Consider the following 15,651-nt stretch of genomic DNA (forward strand, 5'->3'; position numbering starts at 1 on the left):
TGGGGCGCACGCCGGATCACGATCACGCTCCGGCGCCGCCCTTCGGCCTGCGCACGGCGGGCTCATCTGCTGTGCTGGGTCGTATGACGTCTTCCCCCGCAGTCGACGGTGTCGGCCGCGATGCGCCCCTGCGCAAGCTGACCGCGCGCGGACGCGGCGAGTCGCACCGGGTCGCCTCGCCGCTGGAACTCTTCTTCGACCTCTGCTTCGTGGTGGCCGTGGCCCAGGCGGGCGTCCAGTTGGTGCACGCCGTCGCCGAGGGGCACGCGGGCGAGGGCATCCTCAACTACGCGATGGTGTTCTTCTCCATCTGGTGGGCCTGGATGAACTTCACCTGGTTCGCCTCGGCGTACGACAACGACGACGTGCTGTACCGGATCGTCACGCTGGTCCAGATCGCCGGCGTACTGGTACTGGCGGCCGGGATCTCACGGGCCTTCGAGAGCCACGACTTCCTGATCGTCTGGCTCGGCTATCTGATCATGCGGCTGCCGATGGCCGCCCAGTGGCTGCGGGTCGCCCGCTCGGCCACCGGCGCCGAGCGGACGATGGCACTGCGCTACGCCGGTGGCGTGCTCCTGTGCCTGGTCGGCTGGCTGGGTCTCGTGCTCCTGCCGGAGTCCGCCCGCCCGTGGCTGTTCCTGGTGATGGCGCTCGCCGAACTGGCGGTCCCCCTCTACGCGGAGAGGAGCTTCGCCACGTCCTGGCACCCGCACCACATCTCCGAGCGGTACGGGCTGTTCACGATCATCGTGCTGGGCGAGGCGGTCGCGGCGGCGACGGTGGCCGTGAAGACGGGTGTGGAGGAGAACGACGCGCTGCGCGATCTGCTGCCGATCGCGGTGGGTGGGCTGCTGATCGTGTTCTCCGCCTGGTGGATCTACTTCGCCGTCCCCATCCATGGGCATCTGCGCTCCAACAGGCAGTCGTTCCTGTGGGGTTACGGCCACTATCTGATCTTCGCGTCGGTCGCCGCGATCGGGGCGGGCCTGGAGGTCGCGGTCGAGGACACGGTCGGCAAGGCGCACATCTCCACGCTGGCCGCGTCGGCTGCCGTGACCCTGCCGACGGCGCTCTACCTCCTCACGGTCTGGGCCCTGCACTCGCGCCACTTCAAGGTGGGCACGGTCCAGCAACTGGTCCTGCCGACCACGGCGTTGCTGGTGATCGTGTGCACGTTCCTGGGCGACTGGGCGGTGCTCGCGGCGGGCCTCCTGTCGGCGCTCGCGGTGGCGACCGGGGTGACGCTGACCGCGCGGACGGTGGCCGGGGAGCACCGGGCCGAAGACACGGAAGCGACGAAGAACAGCTGAGGAAGCGGCGGAAAGGAGCGCTGGACAAGACTGGGCGTCATGACAGTTGACGCTCTGACAGATGTGGCCGGCCTGCGAGTGGGGCACGCGACGCGTATCGGCGACGGATGGCTCACCGGCACGACGGTCGTGCTCGCACCGGAGGGCGGAGCCGTGGCGGCCGTGGACGTCCGGGGCGGCGGACCCGGCACCAAGGAGACCGACGCCCTGGATCCGCGGAACGTGGTGCGCACTGTCGAGGCGGTGGTGCTGACGGGCGGCAGCGCGTACGGGTTGGACTCGGCGTCCGGGGTGATGGCCTGGCTGGAGGAGCAGGAGCGCGGGGTACGGGTCGGGCCCGATCCCGGACACGTCGTGCCGGTGGTGCCCGCCGCCTGCGTCTTCGACCTGGGCCGGGGCGGCGACTTCCAGGCGCGGCCGGACGCGGCCACCGGTCGGGCAGCCGTCGAGGCGGCCGCCGCGAGCGAGCTGGGCGCGCCCGTGCCGGAGGGGTGCGTGGGCGCCGGTACGGGGGCGGTGGTCGGGCATCTCAAGGGCGGTGTCGGCACCGCGAGCACCGCGCTCGGCTCGGGGATCACGGTGGCGGCGCTGGTGGTGGCCAACGCGGCGGGGTACTCGGTGGATCCGGAAACGGGGGTGCTGTACGGGGAGTTGTTCGAGGGGCGGCGGGTCGAGTATCCGTCGGCCGACGTGCACGAGGCGGCGCGGCGGCGACTGGCCGAAGCCGCCGCACAGTCACCCCTACCTCCGCTGAACACCACCCTCGCGGTGGTCGCGACCGACGCGGCGCTGTCCAAGGCACAGGCACAGAAGGTGGCCGGCACGGCACACGACGGCATCGCACGTGCCGTACGTCCGGTGCATCTACTGACCGACGGGGACACGGTGTTCACATTGGCGACAGGCGCCCGCCCACTGTCCGAGGACAACCCCCTCGCACTGAACGAGATCCTGGAGGCGAGCGCGGACCTGGTGACACGGGCGATCGTCCGGGCGGTACGGGCGGCGGGGCCGGTGGCGGGGGCGGGGGCGGGGGCGGGTGGAGGGTGGCCTTCGTATGGGGAGTTGTATGGGGGACGCTAACGGGAGGGGGTGGGCGGGCGACCATCCGGTCGTGCCGGAGATGGTGAGTGGGTTGGCGGCGGCTCTGGCCGAGGCCTCGTCTCCTCTGTGGTCGCGGCGTGCGCGTGCTGGGCGCGACCTTGCTTCCTTCGCTGATGATCCTGATGTCGCGGAGGTGTTGGCCGGGCTGCTGCTGGACGTCGAGGACACGGCGGTGACCCGCCAGACGGCAGAGGCCCTGACCCGGGTGGGGACGACGGGTGCCATGAGACTCGTCGCTCGCGCGGTTGCCGAGGCTGACGACAACCAGGCCGACTGGATACAGACCGGGGTGCGTGACGCGTTCGCAGGAACGGGCGGTGGGCCGGACGTCGCAGCGGTCTGCGGGCAGCTCGCCCGGGACCCGGAGGCAGCTGTCCGTCGGGGCGCCGCGGAGATGTCTGGGTGGGCAGACGACACAGGACGCTGATGGCGGGGTGAACAGGGGACGTCGATTGTCGCGGTTCTGTCACGTGATGGGTGTGAAGGCGGTCCGTCGGGAACCCGGGCCGTCGGTGTCCCCCTCCTTCTTCACGTAAGTGGGGCGGATCACCCAAAGAACCCGGACACCCCGGATCACACAAACCTGGAGCAGCCCGTGACAACGCCGGACACGACAGCTCGGCGCGCGCTGGGGGCCTGTGCCGTCCTGATGGTCGGTGCCCTGTCCCTCACCGCGTGCGCCGGTGGCAGCAGCGGTGGCGACGACGGGAAGGGGGGCAAGGGCGGTAGCGGTAAGGGCGGTAGTGGGTCCGTCGCGACGTCGGACGCCCGGATCGCCATCTCCGCGAAGAACGGGTCGGCGGGTGCGTCGATCAACACGACCGGTGTGAAGGTCAGCGGGGGCACGTTGACCGAGGTGAAGATGACCGTCGCGGGGACGGGGGCCGCTGTGGCGGGGGCGATAGCCGCCGACGGGCGGAGTTGGAAGCCGGCCGAGCAACTGGAGCGGGGGACGCAGTACCGAATATCGGCGGCCGCGAAGGACTCCGACGGGCGGACTCAGGCAGCCGATTCGACCTTCACCACCGTCACCAAGGCGAACAGTTTCATCGGGACGTACACGCCGGACAACGGGACGACGGTCGGCGTGGGGATGCCGGTGTCGTTCACGTTCGACAAGGCGATCAGTGATCAGGCCGCCGTACGGTCGCACATCACCGTCACGTCGAGCAGCGGGCAGGAGGTCGTCGGGCACTGGTTCGGGGCGCAGCGGGTCGACTTCCGGCCCGAGGAGTACTGGAAGGCCGGCTCCAAGGTCACGATGAAGATCGACCTGGACGGGGTCGAGGGCGCCAACGGTGTGGTCGGGGTGCAGAAGAAGACCGTCAGCTTCACGATCGGGCGCTCGCAGGTGTCCACGGTCGATGTCAACACGCAGACCATGACGGTCGTACGGGACGGGCAGACCCTCAAGAGCGTCCCGATCTCGGCCGGCAGCCCGGAATTCACCACCTACAACGGGCAGATGGTGATCTCCGAGAAGCTGAAGGAGACGCGGATGGACAGCCGTACGGTCGATCTGGCCAACGCGTACGACATCCCGGACGTGCCGCACGCGATGCGGTTGACGACGTCGGGGACGTTCATCCACGGCAACTACTGGTACCAGAAGGGCAATCCGCCGTTCGGGCGGACGGGGACCAGCCACGGGTGTGTGGGGTTGCAGGATGTTCAGGGTGCCGACGGGGACACGCCCGCCAAGTGGTTCTTCGACAACTCGATGGTCGGGGACGTCGTCATCGTGAAGAACTCCGCCGACAAGCAGGTCGCGCCGGACAACGGTCTCAACGGCTGGAATCTGCCGTGGAGCGAGTGGACGGCGGGAGCCACGTCCTGACAGGGCGTGAAGTACCGTCCGATCAGGGCGTGTTGATGGATCATTGACGGTTTTCGGGGCCGTGCGGGAACTTTTCGTGCGGCCCGGGCGTCTCCTAGGCGTATGTTTTCTCGGTTCCCGGACATGATGTCCGACCGAGGGGCTACGGTATGCACCCACAAGGTGACATGCAGCAACGCCGGGAGAAGCCTTGAGCGTTCCGTACGAGACGGCAGCGTACGAACCACCCGAGTCGCCCGAGTCTCCGGAGGAGCACCTCGAGCGGCTCCTCGGTCGTGCCCTGAACTCCTTCGAGCTGCCCGACGAGGCGATACGGCGGCTCGACTGCGCGCTGGCGCACGACAGTTCGCTGCACTCGGCGCACCACAGCGCGGGGCTGCACCGCGAGACGTACCGTCACACCTGGCTGCTCGCCGACGGTTCGGCGCTCACCCTCTGGGAGCTGGTGCACAACACGGCGCCCGGGGCGGGTCCGCAGCACGAGGTGTATGTGGACGAGGAGGAGCTGCGCGCCGCCACGGCCCGGCTCCCGCTGCCCGCCGACGGCCCGGATTTCGAGCTGCCGGTGACGGTTCAGCTCACGCCGGTCGTCCAGCCTCGGCATGTGTACGTTCCTGACGACTCGGCGGACCACGCGCGCCGTTTACTGCGCCGGGCGGAGAACACGGACCGGCCGGGGACGGAGACGGCCGAGTTGCTGCGTACGGCGTTCGCGCACCAGATCACCCAGGCGTTCGGGCGGCCGTGCCGGGCGGGCCGGTCGGGTATCGGCTTCTCGCTCTACGAGCACGCCTTCCTGTTGCCGGGCGGTGAGGAGATCTCCCTGTGGGAGGTCGAGCACACGGCGACGCCCGACGGCCGGCACATGTGCGAGGTGTATCCGACGGAGGACGGGGCGCGGGACGCGATGGAGCGGCGGGCGGCGCGGGCGTCGTAACCCCGGCACGCTGTTCCTACCCGATGACACAGACGCCACGGTCCCGGACAGGGAACTCCTGTCCGGGACCGTGGCGTTTCCGGTGGTACCCGCGGGCTCGCCCAGCGCGCCCGCGCATCGCTCTGCTTACGCCGCCACCGGCTCCTTCTTCGCCGGCGTGGCCACCGTGTCCTCCGGCGACTCGGCCGCCGTGGCGCCCGCTGCCGGCTTGCGCATGCTCTTGAGGACGATGACCAGGGCCGTCGTGACGCAGGTGCCGGCCGCGATGGCGATCAGGTAGAGGAACGGGCTGCCGATCAGCGGGACCACGAAGATGCCGCCGTGCGGGGCGCGGAGCGTGGCGCCGAAGGCCATCGACAGGGCGCCGGTGACCGCGCCGCCCGCCATCGAGGCCGGGATGACGCGCAGCGGGTCGGCCGCCGCGAACGGGATGGCGCCCTCGGAGATGAAGGAGGCGCCCAGGACCCAGGCGGCCTTGCCGTTCTCCTGCTCGGCCGGGGTGAAGAGCTTCTTGCGGACGACGGTGGCCAGCGCCATGCCCAGCGGCGGGACCATACCGGCGGCCATCACGGCGGCCATGACCTTCATGGCGGCGTCGCTCGGGTCCTGGACGGCGATCCCGGCGGTGGCGAAGGCGTACGCGACCTTGTTGACGGGGCCGCCGAGGTCGAAGCACATCATCAGGCCGAGGAGGATGCCGAGGAAGATCGCGTTGGTGCCGGAGAGGCCGGAGAGCCAGTCCGTCATGCCCTTCTGGGCCTCGGCGATGGGCTTGCCGACGACGACGAACATCAGGAAGCCGACGATCAGCGAGGAGATCAGCGGGATCACCACGACGGGCATGATGCCACGCAGCACCGGTGGGATCTTGATCTTCTGGATCGCGAGGACGATGCCACCGGCCAGCAGACCGGCGACCAGGCCGCCGAGGAAGCCGGCCGCGATGTTCGAGGCGATCATGCCGCCGACGAAGCCGGGGACGAGACCGGGGCGGTCGGCCATGCCGTAGGCGATGTAGCCGGCCAGGACGGGGATCAGGAACCCGAAGGCCACTCCGCCGATCTGGAAGAGCAGCGCGCCCCAGCTGTCGACCTGGGTCCACGAGAAGTGCTCCATGACCGAGGGCGCCTTGTTGATCTCCCAGCCGCCGATCGCGAAGCCGAGGGCGAGCAGCAGACCGCCCGCGGCGACGAACGGGACCATGTAACTGACGCCGGTCATCAGCCACTTGCGCAGCTTGGTGCCGTAGCTGTCGCCGGACTCGCCGGCCCGCTCGACGGGCGTACCGCCGGTGGCGGGCGCACTGCTCTCGCCGCGCTCGGCCTTGCCGCGTACGTCGGCGATGAGCTGGGCGGGCTTGTTGATGCCGGCCTTGACGCCGACGTCGACGGTGGGCTTCCCGGCGAAGCGTTCCTTCTCCCGTACGGGCACGTCGTGGGCGAAGATCACGCCGTCCGCGGCGGCGATGACCGCCGGGTCGAGCCGGGTGAACCCGGCCGAGCCCTGCGGCTCGACGACGAGTTCGACGCCTGCCTCGCGGCCCGCGTTCTCCAGCGCCTCGGCGGCCATGTACGTGTGGGCGATACCGGTCGGACAGGAGGTGACGGCGACGATACGGAACGGACGCGCGCCCCCGTCGCTGTCGCTGGTACCCGCGGCGGCTTCGGCGGAGGCCGCCGCCGAAGCCACCGCGGAGTCATCGGTGGCCGGAGCCTCGTCGCCGCGGATCAGCGCGGCGGCCGTCTCCGCGTCGCCGACCGCTCGCAGCGCCGCCGTGAACTCGTCGTTCATCAACTGGCGGGCCAGGGCCGACAGGATCGTCAGATGGGCGTCGTCGGCGCCGGCCGGGGCCGCGATCAGGAAGATCAGGTCGGCGGGACCGTCGGCCGCACCGAAGTCGATCCCGGCGGCACTGCGCCCGAAGGCGAGCGTCGGCTCGGTCACGTGTTCGCTGCGACAGTGCGGGATGCCGATGCCGCCGTCGAGGCCGGTCGGCATCTGCGCCTCACGGGCGGCCACGTCGGCGAGGAAACCGTCGAGGTCGGTCACCCGCCCCTTCGCCACCATGCGCTCGGCGAGGGCACGGGCCGCCGCATCCTTGGTCTGGGCGGACAGGTCGAGGTCGACCAGGTCCGCGGTGATCATCTCGCTCATCGCGGGCTCCTTCGCACGCGTATCGCCCGGGAAGTGGGGTGGGCGGGGCTGGGGACGGGGGTGGTACGGGTACTGCGGTGGGGGCTCTTGGGGAGGGGGGTGGCTGCGGCGGGGCCGGGGAAACCCCGCCGCGTCAGGGCCGGTTCAGGGGGACGGGCGCAGCGGGCGGGCGCCGTCACGAGACGGGCTCCCCCGGTACGAGGGTCCAAGGGCACCTCGCCCGTCACCGTCACGGCGGACGGGTCGAGGTCGGACGGGGTCGGCATCACGCTGCCGGACAACTGGACGGCGGCGGAGCGCCGAGTCGGGGCAGGATCAGGGAGGACGAGCAGACGAGCCCTGATGGCACCGGCCCCCAGACCGAGGTCGGCAGGCGTCGCCAACACGCTGCCCGGCAACCGCACGGCAACCGCACCATGCATGGCCGCGGCCGACCGCGCCAGGGCCGGGCCAAGGCGGGCACTCATGACACCGGCCCCCAGGCCCAGGTCGGCAGGCGTCGGCATCACGCTGCCCGGCAACCGCACGGCAACCGCACCGTGCATGGCGGCGGCCGACCGCGCCAGGGCCGGGCCAAGGCGGGCGCTCATGACACCGGCCCCCAGGCCGAGGTCGGCAGGCGTCGGCATCACATTGCCCGGCAACCGCACGGCAACCGCACCGTGCGTGGCGGCGGACGACCACGGCAGGGCCGGGCCGGGGCGGGCACTCAGGCGGGCGCTCATGACACCGGCCCCCAGGCCCAGGTCGGCAGGCGTCGGCATCACGTTGCCCGGCAACCGCACGGCAGCAGCACCGTGCATGGCGGCGGACGGCCGCGGCAGGGCCGGGCCGGGGCGGGCGCTCAGGTGGGTGTTCATGACACCGGCTCCCTCAGCGCCCGGTCCACCGGTATCTCGCTCGTCACCGTCACCGCCGATGGATCGAGGTCGGACGGGGTCGGCATCACGCTGCCGGGCAACTGGACGGCGGCGGCGCCGTGGGCGACGGCGGAGGCCAGGGCCTCGGGGCCGCTGCCGCCGGCGATCAGGAAGCCGGCGAGCGAGGAGTCGCCGGCGCCCACGTTGCTGCGTACGGTGTCGACGCGGGCGCTGGCGAACCAGGTGCCCGTGCCGTTGACGAGGAGTTGGCCGTCGGCGCCGAGGCTGGCCAGGACGGCGCCCGCGCCCAGTTCGCGGAGTTCCTCCGCCGCCTTCACCGCGTCGCCGATCGTGGCCAACGGGCGGCCTACCGCCTCCGCGAGCTCCTCGGCGTTCGGCTTGACCACGTCCGGGCGTTCGCGCAGGGCCGCCAGGAGGGCCGGGCCCGAGGTGTCCAGGGCGATTCGGGCGCCTGCGGCGTGCGTACGGGCCACTATGTCGGCGTACCAGGAAGGGGCCAGGCCGCGCGGGAGGCTGCCGCAGCAAGCTATCCAGTCGGCGTCGGCCGATTGCACGCGTACCGTCTCCAGGAGCAACTCCTGTTCGGCGGCGGAGAGTTCGGGGCCGGGTGCGTTGATCTTCGTCAGGACGCCGTCCGATTCGGCGAGGGCGATGTTCGAGCGGGTCGCCCCCGCGATCGGTACCGGTGCCACCTCTATGCCCTGGGCGTCCAAGAGGTCTGCCACCAGCGCTCCGGGTGCGCCGCCCAGCGGCAGCACCGCCACCGTGCGCTGACCTGCGGCGGCCACCGCACGCGAGACGTTGACGCCCTTGCCGCCCGGGTCCATGCGTTCGCCGGTGGCCCGGATGACCTCGCCACGGTCGAGCGACGGGACCTCGTACGTACGGTCGAGGGACGGGTTGGGAGTGACGGTGAGGATCATGCGCGCACCACTTCCGTGCCGCCGCGCTCGATCGCGGTGGCGTCCTCGGGGTCCAGGCCGCTGTCCGTGATCAGCAGGTCCACGTCGCCCAGGACCCCGAAGCGGGCGAAGTGCTCCTCGCCATGCTTCGTCGAGTCGGCGAGCAGTACCACTCGGCGGGCGGCTTCCACGGCGGCCCGCTTCACGGCGGCCTCGGCGAGGTCGGGCGTGGTCAGCCCGTGCTCGGCGGAGAACCCGTTGGCGGCCACGAACAGCACGTCGGCGCGGATCTCGCCGTACGCCCGCAGCGCCCAGGCGTCGACGGCGGCGCGCGTACGGTGCCGGACGCGTCCCCCGACGAGGTGCAGCTGGATGCCGGGGTGGTCGGCGAGGCGGGCCGCGATCGGGAGGCTGTGGGTGACGACGGTGAGCGTCGCCTCCAGCGGGATGGCGGCGGCGAGGCGTGCGACCGTCGAGCCCGCGTCGAGGATGAGCGTGCCCTCGGTGGGCAGTTCGGCGAGGGCGGCCTTGGCGATGCGGTCCTTCTCGTCGGCGTAGGTCGACTCGCGCTCGGTGAGGTCCGGCTCGAAGTCGAGGCGACCGGCCGGTATGGCGCCGCCGTGCACACGCCGTACGAGGCCCGCGCGGTCCAGCGCCTTCAGGTCCCGGCGGATGGTCTCCGCGGTGACCTGGAACTGCTCGGCGAGGGACAGCACGTCCACCCGCCCGCCGTCACGGGCGAGCCGCAGGATCTCCTGCTGCCGCTCCGGTGCGTACATGTCCGTTCGCCTCCGACTCATGCCCGAACTTGTTGTTTCGGCTGCTTTCATCCGGAGGCTACGCCCGGATTTCCGGAAAGTAAACAAGTTCGGGCGTGATACGGACACAATCAGGCTTCTGTATGGGTGCGGCACGGATACGCGCACGGGAAAGGGCCCGGCACCTGAGGCCTGATGCCTGAGGTGCCGGGCCCTGCTCCACCGCGCCTCGCTCAGCCGACGAGGACCTTCTCCTGCTCGTCCTCCACCGCCTCTTCCGGCCCGCCGGTCACCGCAGCGGCCCGCCCCGGCAACGCGAACATCACCACGAAGATCAGGCCCATCAACCCGGCCACCCACCCCAGCGCGTTCTGGAAGCCGTCCACGAACGCCGGGCCCACCTCGCTCGGCGCCAGCCGGTCACCCATCACGCCGAAGAACACCACCGACACCAGCCCGAGTCCCAGCGCGTTGCCCATCTGCTGCACGGTGTTGATCAGCCCGGACGCCGACCCGGCGTGCTCCCTCGGCACCTCCGACAGCACCGCGTCCGTCAGCGGGGCGACGATCAGGCCCATGCCGGCGCCCATGACGACCAGGGGCAGGGCCATCTGCCAGGGGGCGATCGTCATGCCGTACCTGCCCGACTCCCAGATGTAGAGCAGCACACCGAGGCCCATCACCAGGGCGCCCGCCTGGAGCACCTTGCGGCCGAAGCGCGGGGTCAGTTTCTGGACGGACATGCCGGCCGCCACCGACACCGCGATCGAGAACGGCACGCCGGTCAGCCCGGCCTTCAGCGGGCTCCAGCCGAGCCCGTACTGCATGTACAGCGTCCACACCAGGAAGAAGATGCCGAGCCCGACGCCGAAGACGGTCTGTACCGCGATGCCCGCGGCGAAGCTCTTCACCTTGAACAGGGACAGTTCGATCAGTGGGGAGCCGTCGATCCGGGTCTTCCGCTTCTCGTACGCCACCAGCGCGCCGAACACGACGAGCGCGCCCGCCATCGACACGTACCCCCACAGCGGCCAGCCCAGCTCGCGCCCGCGGGTCAGCGGGTAGAGCAGCATCAGCAGGCCCAGGGTCACCAGGGCGACGCCGACCAGGTCCAGCTTGAGGGCGCGCGGGGCCTTGGACTCCGTGATGAAGCGGTGGCCCAGGATCAGGCCCGCGATGCCCACCGGCAGGTTGATCAGGAAGATCGGCCGCCATCCGAGGCCGAACAGGTTCCACTCCGTCAGCAGCGCGCCCAGCAGCGGGCCGGACACCGCGCCCAGGCCCACGATCGCGCCGAAGAGGCCGAACACCTTGCCGCGTTCGTGCGCCGGGAAGGTCGCGTGGACGATCGACAGGACCTGCGGCACCATCAGCGCGGCCATGGCGCCCTGGAGGATGCGGGAGGCGACCAGCATCTCCGGGTTCGCGGCGAAGCCGCAGAGGGCGGAGGCCAGCGTGAAACCGCCGATCCCTACGAGGAACAGCCGCTTGCGGCCGTGGATGTCGCCCAGGCGTCCGCCGGTGACGAGGCCCGCGGCGAAGGCGAGCGCGTATCCGGCCGTTATCCACTGGATCTGGCTGAAGGAGGCGCCGGCCTCGCGCTGGATCGACGGGATCGCGATGTTGACGATCGTGACGTCGACGAGGTCCATGAAGGCCGCGGTCATCACGATGGCGAGGGCGAACCAGCGCCGCCGGTCGGGCACGGCGGTTGGCGTGCCCAAGGGGGTCTCGGTGGAGTTCATGGCTTCACGCTAGGACCCCACTAGGTCAGATCCTGTCCTAGTGGTACGGCATCCTCGTACCCATGACGACGGACACCCCGGCCCGGCTCCTTCAGCTCCTCTCGCTCCTCCAGACGCCCCGCGAGTGGCCCGGCGGCGAGCTGGCCGACCGGCTCGGGGTGTCCCGGCGCACCGTGCGGCGGGACATCGACCGGCTGCGGGAACTCGGCTATCCCGTGCAGGCGAGCAAGGGGTCCGACGGCGGGTACCGGCTGGTCGCGGGCAAGGCGCTGCCGCCGCTGGTGCTCGACGACGAGGAGGCGGTGGCCATCGCGGTCGGGCTGCGGGCGGGCGCCGGGCACGCGGTCGAGGGGCTGGACGAGGCGTCCGTACGGGCGCTGGCGAAGCTGGAGCAGGTCCTGCCGTCCCGGCTGCGCCGGCGCGTGTCCACCCTCCAGGCCGCGACCACCCCGCTGACCAGCGGCGACGGTGCGGTCATCGCGCCCGAGACGCTGACCGTGATGGCCTCGGCGGTGGCCGGGCAGGAGCGGCTGCGGTTCGCCTACCGCGCCAAGGACGGTACGGCGACGAAGCGGCTGACCGAGCCGTACCGACTGGTGTCGACCGGCCGCCGCTGGTATCTCGTCGCCTACGACCTCGACCGCGCCGACTGGCGCACCTTCCGCGTCGACCGGGTCTCCGACCCCTTCGCCACGGGCGTCCGCTTCGCCCCGCGCGAGCTGCCGACCGGCGATGCGGCGGAGTATCTGCGCCGGTCGATCCACGTACGGCGGGAGGAGTACGCGTTCGAGGCGACGTTCGCCGCCCCGGCCGCGTATGTCGCCGCCCGCGTCCCGGCCTGGCTCGGCACCCCCGAGCCCCTCGACGAGCACAGCTGCCGCATCCGCTCCTCGACCGGCGACGCGGTGGAGTGGCTGGCGGTACGGCTCGCGTCGGTCGACTGCGCCTTCACGGTCCAGGAACCGCCCGAACTGGTGGCGCGGGTACGGGAGTTGGGGGCCCGGCTGACCCAGGCGGCGGCGGGGAGCTGACCCCGGCAGCCCACCGGGACCGACACCTCAGTAACTCGCGAGTAACTCGCGCCTCAGGAACTCCCGCCGCAGAAGCCGACGCTGCGGCGGCCATCAAACCCGCCCCTCAGGAACTCGCGCCGCTCCACGGGAAGTCCCGCAGTGTCCCCAGGTTGCGTACCGCCAGTGCCGCCGGGCCCGTCGGGCCGTCGGCCGGGGTGTCCCCGGCCGCCCAGGTCTCGAAGGCGACGCGTACGGCCGCGCTGGCGACGGCGGCCGTGAAGCGGGCCTCGGGTGAGTCGGCCGGGCCCGCGCCCCGGGAGGTCAGCGCCTCCGCGAGCGCGCGTTCCGACGTACGGCACCGCTCCGCCCACACCCGCAGCAGGGCAGGGCTCTCCTCGGCCAGCCGGAGCAGGGTGCGGGCCCAGTCCAGGGCGCCCGGCGGCACCCCGGCGCCCGGTGTCAGCACATGCCGTGCCGCGTGTTCCAGGGCCTGCGGCACGGACAGCGCGGCCGGCGCCGCGCGCACCGTGTCCGCCCAGTGCTCCATGCCCGCGCCGAACAGGGGGCCGACGGCCTCTTCCTTGGTGGCGAAGTAGCGGTAGAACGTGCGCGGCGCGACCCCGGCCGCCTGGGCGATGTCCTCGGCGCGGGTGGCCCGCAGCCCGTTGGTCACGAAGAGTTTCGCCGCCACTCGGGCGATCTCCATCCGCGTCGCGTACTTGCGCCGTTCGGTGAGCGAACCGGAGAAGCCGGAGGAACCGGAGATATCGGGGTGGGACACGGACGCCAGGTTATGCCGCTGTGGCACAATCTGCCATCCGGCGGGCCACCCCGGGGTTCAGGTACGGGGTGCCCCGCCCTTGAGCGAGGCGGGCGAACAGACGAGCCTGCGAGCGGAAGCAGAAGTGAGCCGGGCTCCGGTACCTGGGGGGGGTTAGGTACCGAAGCCCGGCTTGGGAAGGTCCCGACGCGGGGGGGGGTTGCGTCGGAACCTGGCTCAGGGGGTCCAGGGGCGTTGCCGCCCGGACCCGGAAGTCCTGGGCCCTGAGGTCTTGTGCCCCGGACCCGCTGGTTTGAAGCAGCGTGACACCGCTATCTTTGCGCGGCCCCCCGCCACCCCGCGCACGCGACCCCCAACAGTCGTACGCCGAGGGCGCGCGCAGCACGTAAACGCGCCCCCTCCGACGCGCCCCGACAGAGGCGCGGGGCTGTATCCGATGTGCGGCTACCGCCGCGCGGGCGCGCCCAGCCCCCACCGGGCGCGCGGCCAAAGAACCACGCACCCAACGGAGTTACGCCGCCGCGTCGAACCCGGTGTCCCGAGCCAACTTCTTCAGCTCCAGCAACGCGTGCTTCTCGATCTGCCGAATCCGCTCACGGGTCAGCCCGTGCTCCTTGCCGACCTCCGTCAGCGTCCGCTCGCGCCCGTCGTCGATGCCGTACCGCATCTTGATGATGGACGCCGTGCGCTGGTCGAGGCGGCCGATCAGGTCGTCCAGTTCCTCGCTGCGCAGCAGCGTCAGCACGGACTGCTCCGGCGACACCGCCGACGTGTCCTCCAGGAGGTCGCCGAACTGTGTCTCGCCCTCGTCGTCCACCGGCATGTTCAGCGAGACCGGGTCGCGGGCCCAGTCCAGGACGTCGATCACGCGCTCCTGGTTGGAGTCCAGTTCGGCGGCGATCTCCGCCGGCTCCGGGTCCCGCCCGTTCTTGCGGTTGAACTCGCGCTGCACGCGGCGGATCCGGCCCAGTTCCTCGACCAGATGGACGGGGAGGCGGATCGTGCGCGACTGGTCGGCTATGGAGCGGGTGATGGCCTGACGGATCCACCAGGTGGCGTACGTCGAGAACTTGAAGCCCTTGCGGTAGTCGAACTTCTCGACGGCGCGCACCAGGCCGGCGTTGCCCTCCTGGATCAGGTCGAGAAGGGGCAGGCCGCTGCGGGGGTAGCGGCGCGCCACGGCGACGACCAGCCGGAGGTTGGAACGGATGAAGACGTCCTTGGCCCGCTCGGCCTCGGCGACCAGCGCCTCCAGCTCCTCGACGGTCGCGTCCGCCTTGGCCTCTGTCTCGCCGTCGAGGATCTGGCGTGCGAACACACCGGCCTCGATGGTCTGCGACAGTTCGACCTCTTTCGCGGCGTCGAGCAGCGGGGTTCGCGCTATCTCGTCCAAGTACATGCCGACCAGGTCGCGGTCGGCGATCTCGCCGCCATGGGCGCGAACACTGCGTGCGCCGCCGACGGATCCGCCGGTGGCGGACGACGTACGACGGGCGACGGCACGGGTTGCCATGCGTGCTCCCTTGCGATGGTAGGTCAGCGGGTGGTCCTGGATGTTCCTGTTTGTCTCTGAACGCTCAGCACACTCCTCGCGTGCCCGGCATCCGAAGGAAACAACGACTGGAATCAGGACAGAATTCCCACCGCGCCCTCCTATTTTTCTGATCTTGCAGTACCCTGTGCCGCGCGCAAAGGAGGCGTGATGCCGTCGGAACATGCAGAGGTGCAGGTCAGGCCGGGAGTCGAGGCTGATCTCACAGCTCTCACCGACCTCTACAACCACTACGTGCGCGAGACACCCACCACGTTCGACACCAAGGTCTTCACACCGGAAGAGCGCCGCCCTTGGCTGCTCTCCTACCCTGAAGACGGCCCGCATCGCCTGATGGTTGCCACAGAGGTGGACTCACAGCGGATTCTGGGGTACGCCACATCCGGCGCCTTCCGGGCGAAGCCGGCGTACGGCACCACCGTGGAGGTCACCGTCTATCTCGCTCCGGACGCGGGCGGGCGCGGTGTGGGCACCCTGCTCTACAAGGCGCTCTTCGCGGCCCTCGCCGGAGAGGACGTGCACCGCGCGCTGGCCGGGATCGTGCCGCCGAACGAGGCGTCCGTGCGGCTGCACGAACGTTTCGGGTTCCGGTACGTCGGGACGTACCGCGAGGTGGGCCGCAAGTTCGGCCGGTACTGGGACGTGGCCTGGTACGAGAAGGAACTCTGAGGACC

General features: G+C 71.1%; 14 protein-coding genes. 7 read left to right on the forward strand and 7 right to left on the reverse strand.

Going from position 1 to position 15,651, the window contains the following annotated elements:
* Positions 1 to 83 precede the first annotated feature (83 nt).
* From ACWCRB_RS17790 to ACWCRB_RS17810, 5 genes are all read left to right on the forward strand, one after another.
* Positions 84 to 1,313 (forward strand): low temperature requirement protein A, encoded by a 1,230-nt coding sequence (locus ACWCRB_RS17790; protein WP_450996922.1) that lies wholly within the window; start codon positions 84 to 86, stop codon positions 1,311 to 1,313.
* Positions 1,314 to 1,352: 39 nt separating this feature from the next.
* Positions 1,353 to 2,396, forward strand: a complete 1,044-nt coding sequence (locus tag ACWCRB_RS17795) for a P1 family peptidase (RefSeq protein ID WP_450996923.1) — start codon at positions 1,353 to 1,355, stop codon at positions 2,394 to 2,396.
* Positions 2,397 to 2,436: 40 nt separating this feature from the next.
* Entirely contained in the window at positions 2,437 to 2,844 is a 408-nt protein-coding gene (locus tag ACWCRB_RS17800; RefSeq protein WP_450996955.1) for a HEAT repeat domain-containing protein, read from the forward strand.
* A 168-nt stretch (positions 2,845 to 3,012) separates the two neighbouring features.
* Entirely contained in the window at positions 3,013 to 4,254 is a 1,242-nt protein-coding gene (locus ACWCRB_RS17805) for an Ig-like domain-containing protein (RefSeq protein WP_450996924.1), read from the forward strand.
* A 190-nt stretch (positions 4,255 to 4,444) separates the two neighbouring features.
* A complete protein-coding gene (locus tag ACWCRB_RS17810; RefSeq protein WP_235477896.1) occupies positions 4,445 to 5,191 on the forward strand; it encodes a DUF6227 family protein in 747 nt (248 codons plus the stop codon).
* 126 nt (positions 5,192 to 5,317) lie between these two features.
* Here the strand turns inward: ACWCRB_RS17810 and ACWCRB_RS17815 are convergent, their stop codons facing one another.
* From ACWCRB_RS17815 to ACWCRB_RS17835, 5 genes are all read right to left on the reverse strand, one after another.
* Positions 5,318 to 7,345 (reverse strand): PTS fructose transporter subunit IIABC, encoded by a 2,028-nt coding sequence (locus tag ACWCRB_RS17815; RefSeq protein WP_450996925.1) that lies wholly within the window; start codon positions 7,343 to 7,345, stop codon positions 5,318 to 5,320.
* Positions 7,342 to 8,205, reverse strand: a complete 864-nt coding sequence (locus ACWCRB_RS17820) for a hypothetical protein (RefSeq protein ID WP_450996926.1) — start codon at positions 8,203 to 8,205, stop codon at positions 7,342 to 7,344. The genes ACWCRB_RS17815 and ACWCRB_RS17820 overlap by 4 nt, the downstream gene beginning before the upstream one ends.
* Positions 8,202 to 9,149, reverse strand: a complete 948-nt coding sequence (gene pfkB / locus ACWCRB_RS17825; RefSeq protein WP_450996927.1) for a 1-phosphofructokinase — start codon at positions 9,147 to 9,149, stop codon at positions 8,202 to 8,204. The genes ACWCRB_RS17820 and pfkB overlap by 4 nt, the downstream gene beginning before the upstream one ends.
* Complete coding sequence (locus ACWCRB_RS17830; RefSeq protein WP_235477891.1) at positions 9,146 to 9,907, reverse strand: DeoR/GlpR family DNA-binding transcription regulator; 762 nt, start codon at positions 9,905 to 9,907, stop codon at positions 9,146 to 9,148. Before ACWCRB_RS17830 ends, pfkB begins: the two co-directional genes overlap by 4 nt.
* A gap of 212 nt (positions 9,908 to 10,119) precedes the next feature.
* On the reverse strand, positions 10,120 to 11,631 hold the full coding sequence (locus ACWCRB_RS17835; RefSeq protein ID WP_450996928.1) for an MFS transporter: 1,512 nt from the start codon (positions 11,629 to 11,631) through the stop codon (positions 10,120 to 10,122).
* A gap of 62 nt (positions 11,632 to 11,693) precedes the next feature.
* Here ACWCRB_RS17835 and ACWCRB_RS17840 point away from each other — a divergent pair, with 62 nt between their 5' ends.
* Positions 11,694 to 12,662, forward strand: a complete 969-nt coding sequence (locus ACWCRB_RS17840) for a helix-turn-helix transcriptional regulator (protein ID WP_450996929.1) — start codon at positions 11,694 to 11,696, stop codon at positions 12,660 to 12,662.
* A 106-nt stretch (positions 12,663 to 12,768) separates the two neighbouring features.
* Here the strand turns inward: ACWCRB_RS17840 and ACWCRB_RS17845 are convergent, their stop codons facing one another.
* Positions 12,769 to 13,425 carry a TetR/AcrR family transcriptional regulator gene (locus ACWCRB_RS17845; RefSeq protein WP_450996930.1) on the reverse strand — a complete coding sequence of 219 codons (657 nt, stop codon included), beginning with the start codon at positions 13,423 to 13,425 and terminating at the stop codon, positions 12,769 to 12,771.
* 511 nt (positions 13,426 to 13,936) lie between these two features.
* Complete coding sequence (locus tag ACWCRB_RS17850) at positions 13,937 to 14,938, reverse strand: sigma-70 family RNA polymerase sigma factor (RefSeq protein WP_450996931.1); 1,002 nt, start codon at positions 14,936 to 14,938, stop codon at positions 13,937 to 13,939.
* A 189-nt stretch (positions 14,939 to 15,127) separates the two neighbouring features.
* On the opposite strand from ACWCRB_RS17850, the gene ACWCRB_RS17855 reads away from it, so the two are divergent.
* Positions 15,128 to 15,646 carry an N-acetyltransferase family protein gene (locus ACWCRB_RS17855; RefSeq protein WP_450996932.1) on the forward strand — a complete coding sequence of 173 codons (519 nt, stop codon included), beginning with the start codon at positions 15,128 to 15,130 and terminating at the stop codon, positions 15,644 to 15,646.
* Positions 15,647 to 15,651: the final 5 nt, after the last annotated feature.

Source organism: Streptomyces sp. NPDC002156 (assembly GCF_053593675.1).

Bases quoted from the DNA above. Each gene is read 5' to 3' on its own strand.
- ACWCRB_RS17795 (WP_450996923.1), top strand. From the start codon at position 1,353: ATGACAGTTGACGCTCTGACAGATGTGGCCGGCCTGCGAGTGGGGCAC.
- ACWCRB_RS17850 (WP_450996931.1), bottom strand. From the start codon at position 14,938: ATGGCAACCCGTGCCGTCGCCCGTCGTACGTCGTCCGCCACCGGCGGA.
- ACWCRB_RS17790 (WP_450996922.1), top strand. From the start codon at position 84: ATGACGTCTTCCCCCGCAGTCGACGGTGTCGGCCGCGATGCGCCCCTG.
- ACWCRB_RS17820 (WP_450996926.1), bottom strand. From the start codon at position 8,205: ATGAACACCCACCTGAGCGCCCGCCCCGGCCCGGCCCTGCCGCGGCCG.
- ACWCRB_RS17855 (WP_450996932.1), top strand. From the start codon at position 15,128: ATGCCGTCGGAACATGCAGAGGTGCAGGTCAGGCCGGGAGTCGAGGCT.
- ACWCRB_RS17815 (WP_450996925.1), bottom strand. From the start codon at position 7,345: ATGAGCGAGATGATCACCGCGGACCTGGTCGACCTCGACCTGTCCGCC.
- ACWCRB_RS17830 (WP_235477891.1), bottom strand. From the start codon at position 9,907: ATGTACGCACCGGAGCGGCAGCAGGAGATCCTGCGGCTCGCCCGTGAC.
- ACWCRB_RS17800 (WP_450996955.1), top strand. From the start codon at position 2,437: ATGGTGAGTGGGTTGGCGGCGGCTCTGGCCGAGGCCTCGTCTCCTCTG.
- ACWCRB_RS17835 (WP_450996928.1), bottom strand. From the start codon at position 11,631: ATGAACTCCACCGAGACCCCCTTGGGCACGCCAACCGCCGTGCCCGAC.
- pfkB (WP_450996927.1), bottom strand. From the start codon at position 9,149: ATGATCCTCACCGTCACTCCCAACCCGTCCCTCGACCGTACGTACGAG.
- ACWCRB_RS17840 (WP_450996929.1), top strand. From the start codon at position 11,694: ATGACGACGGACACCCCGGCCCGGCTCCTTCAGCTCCTCTCGCTCCTC.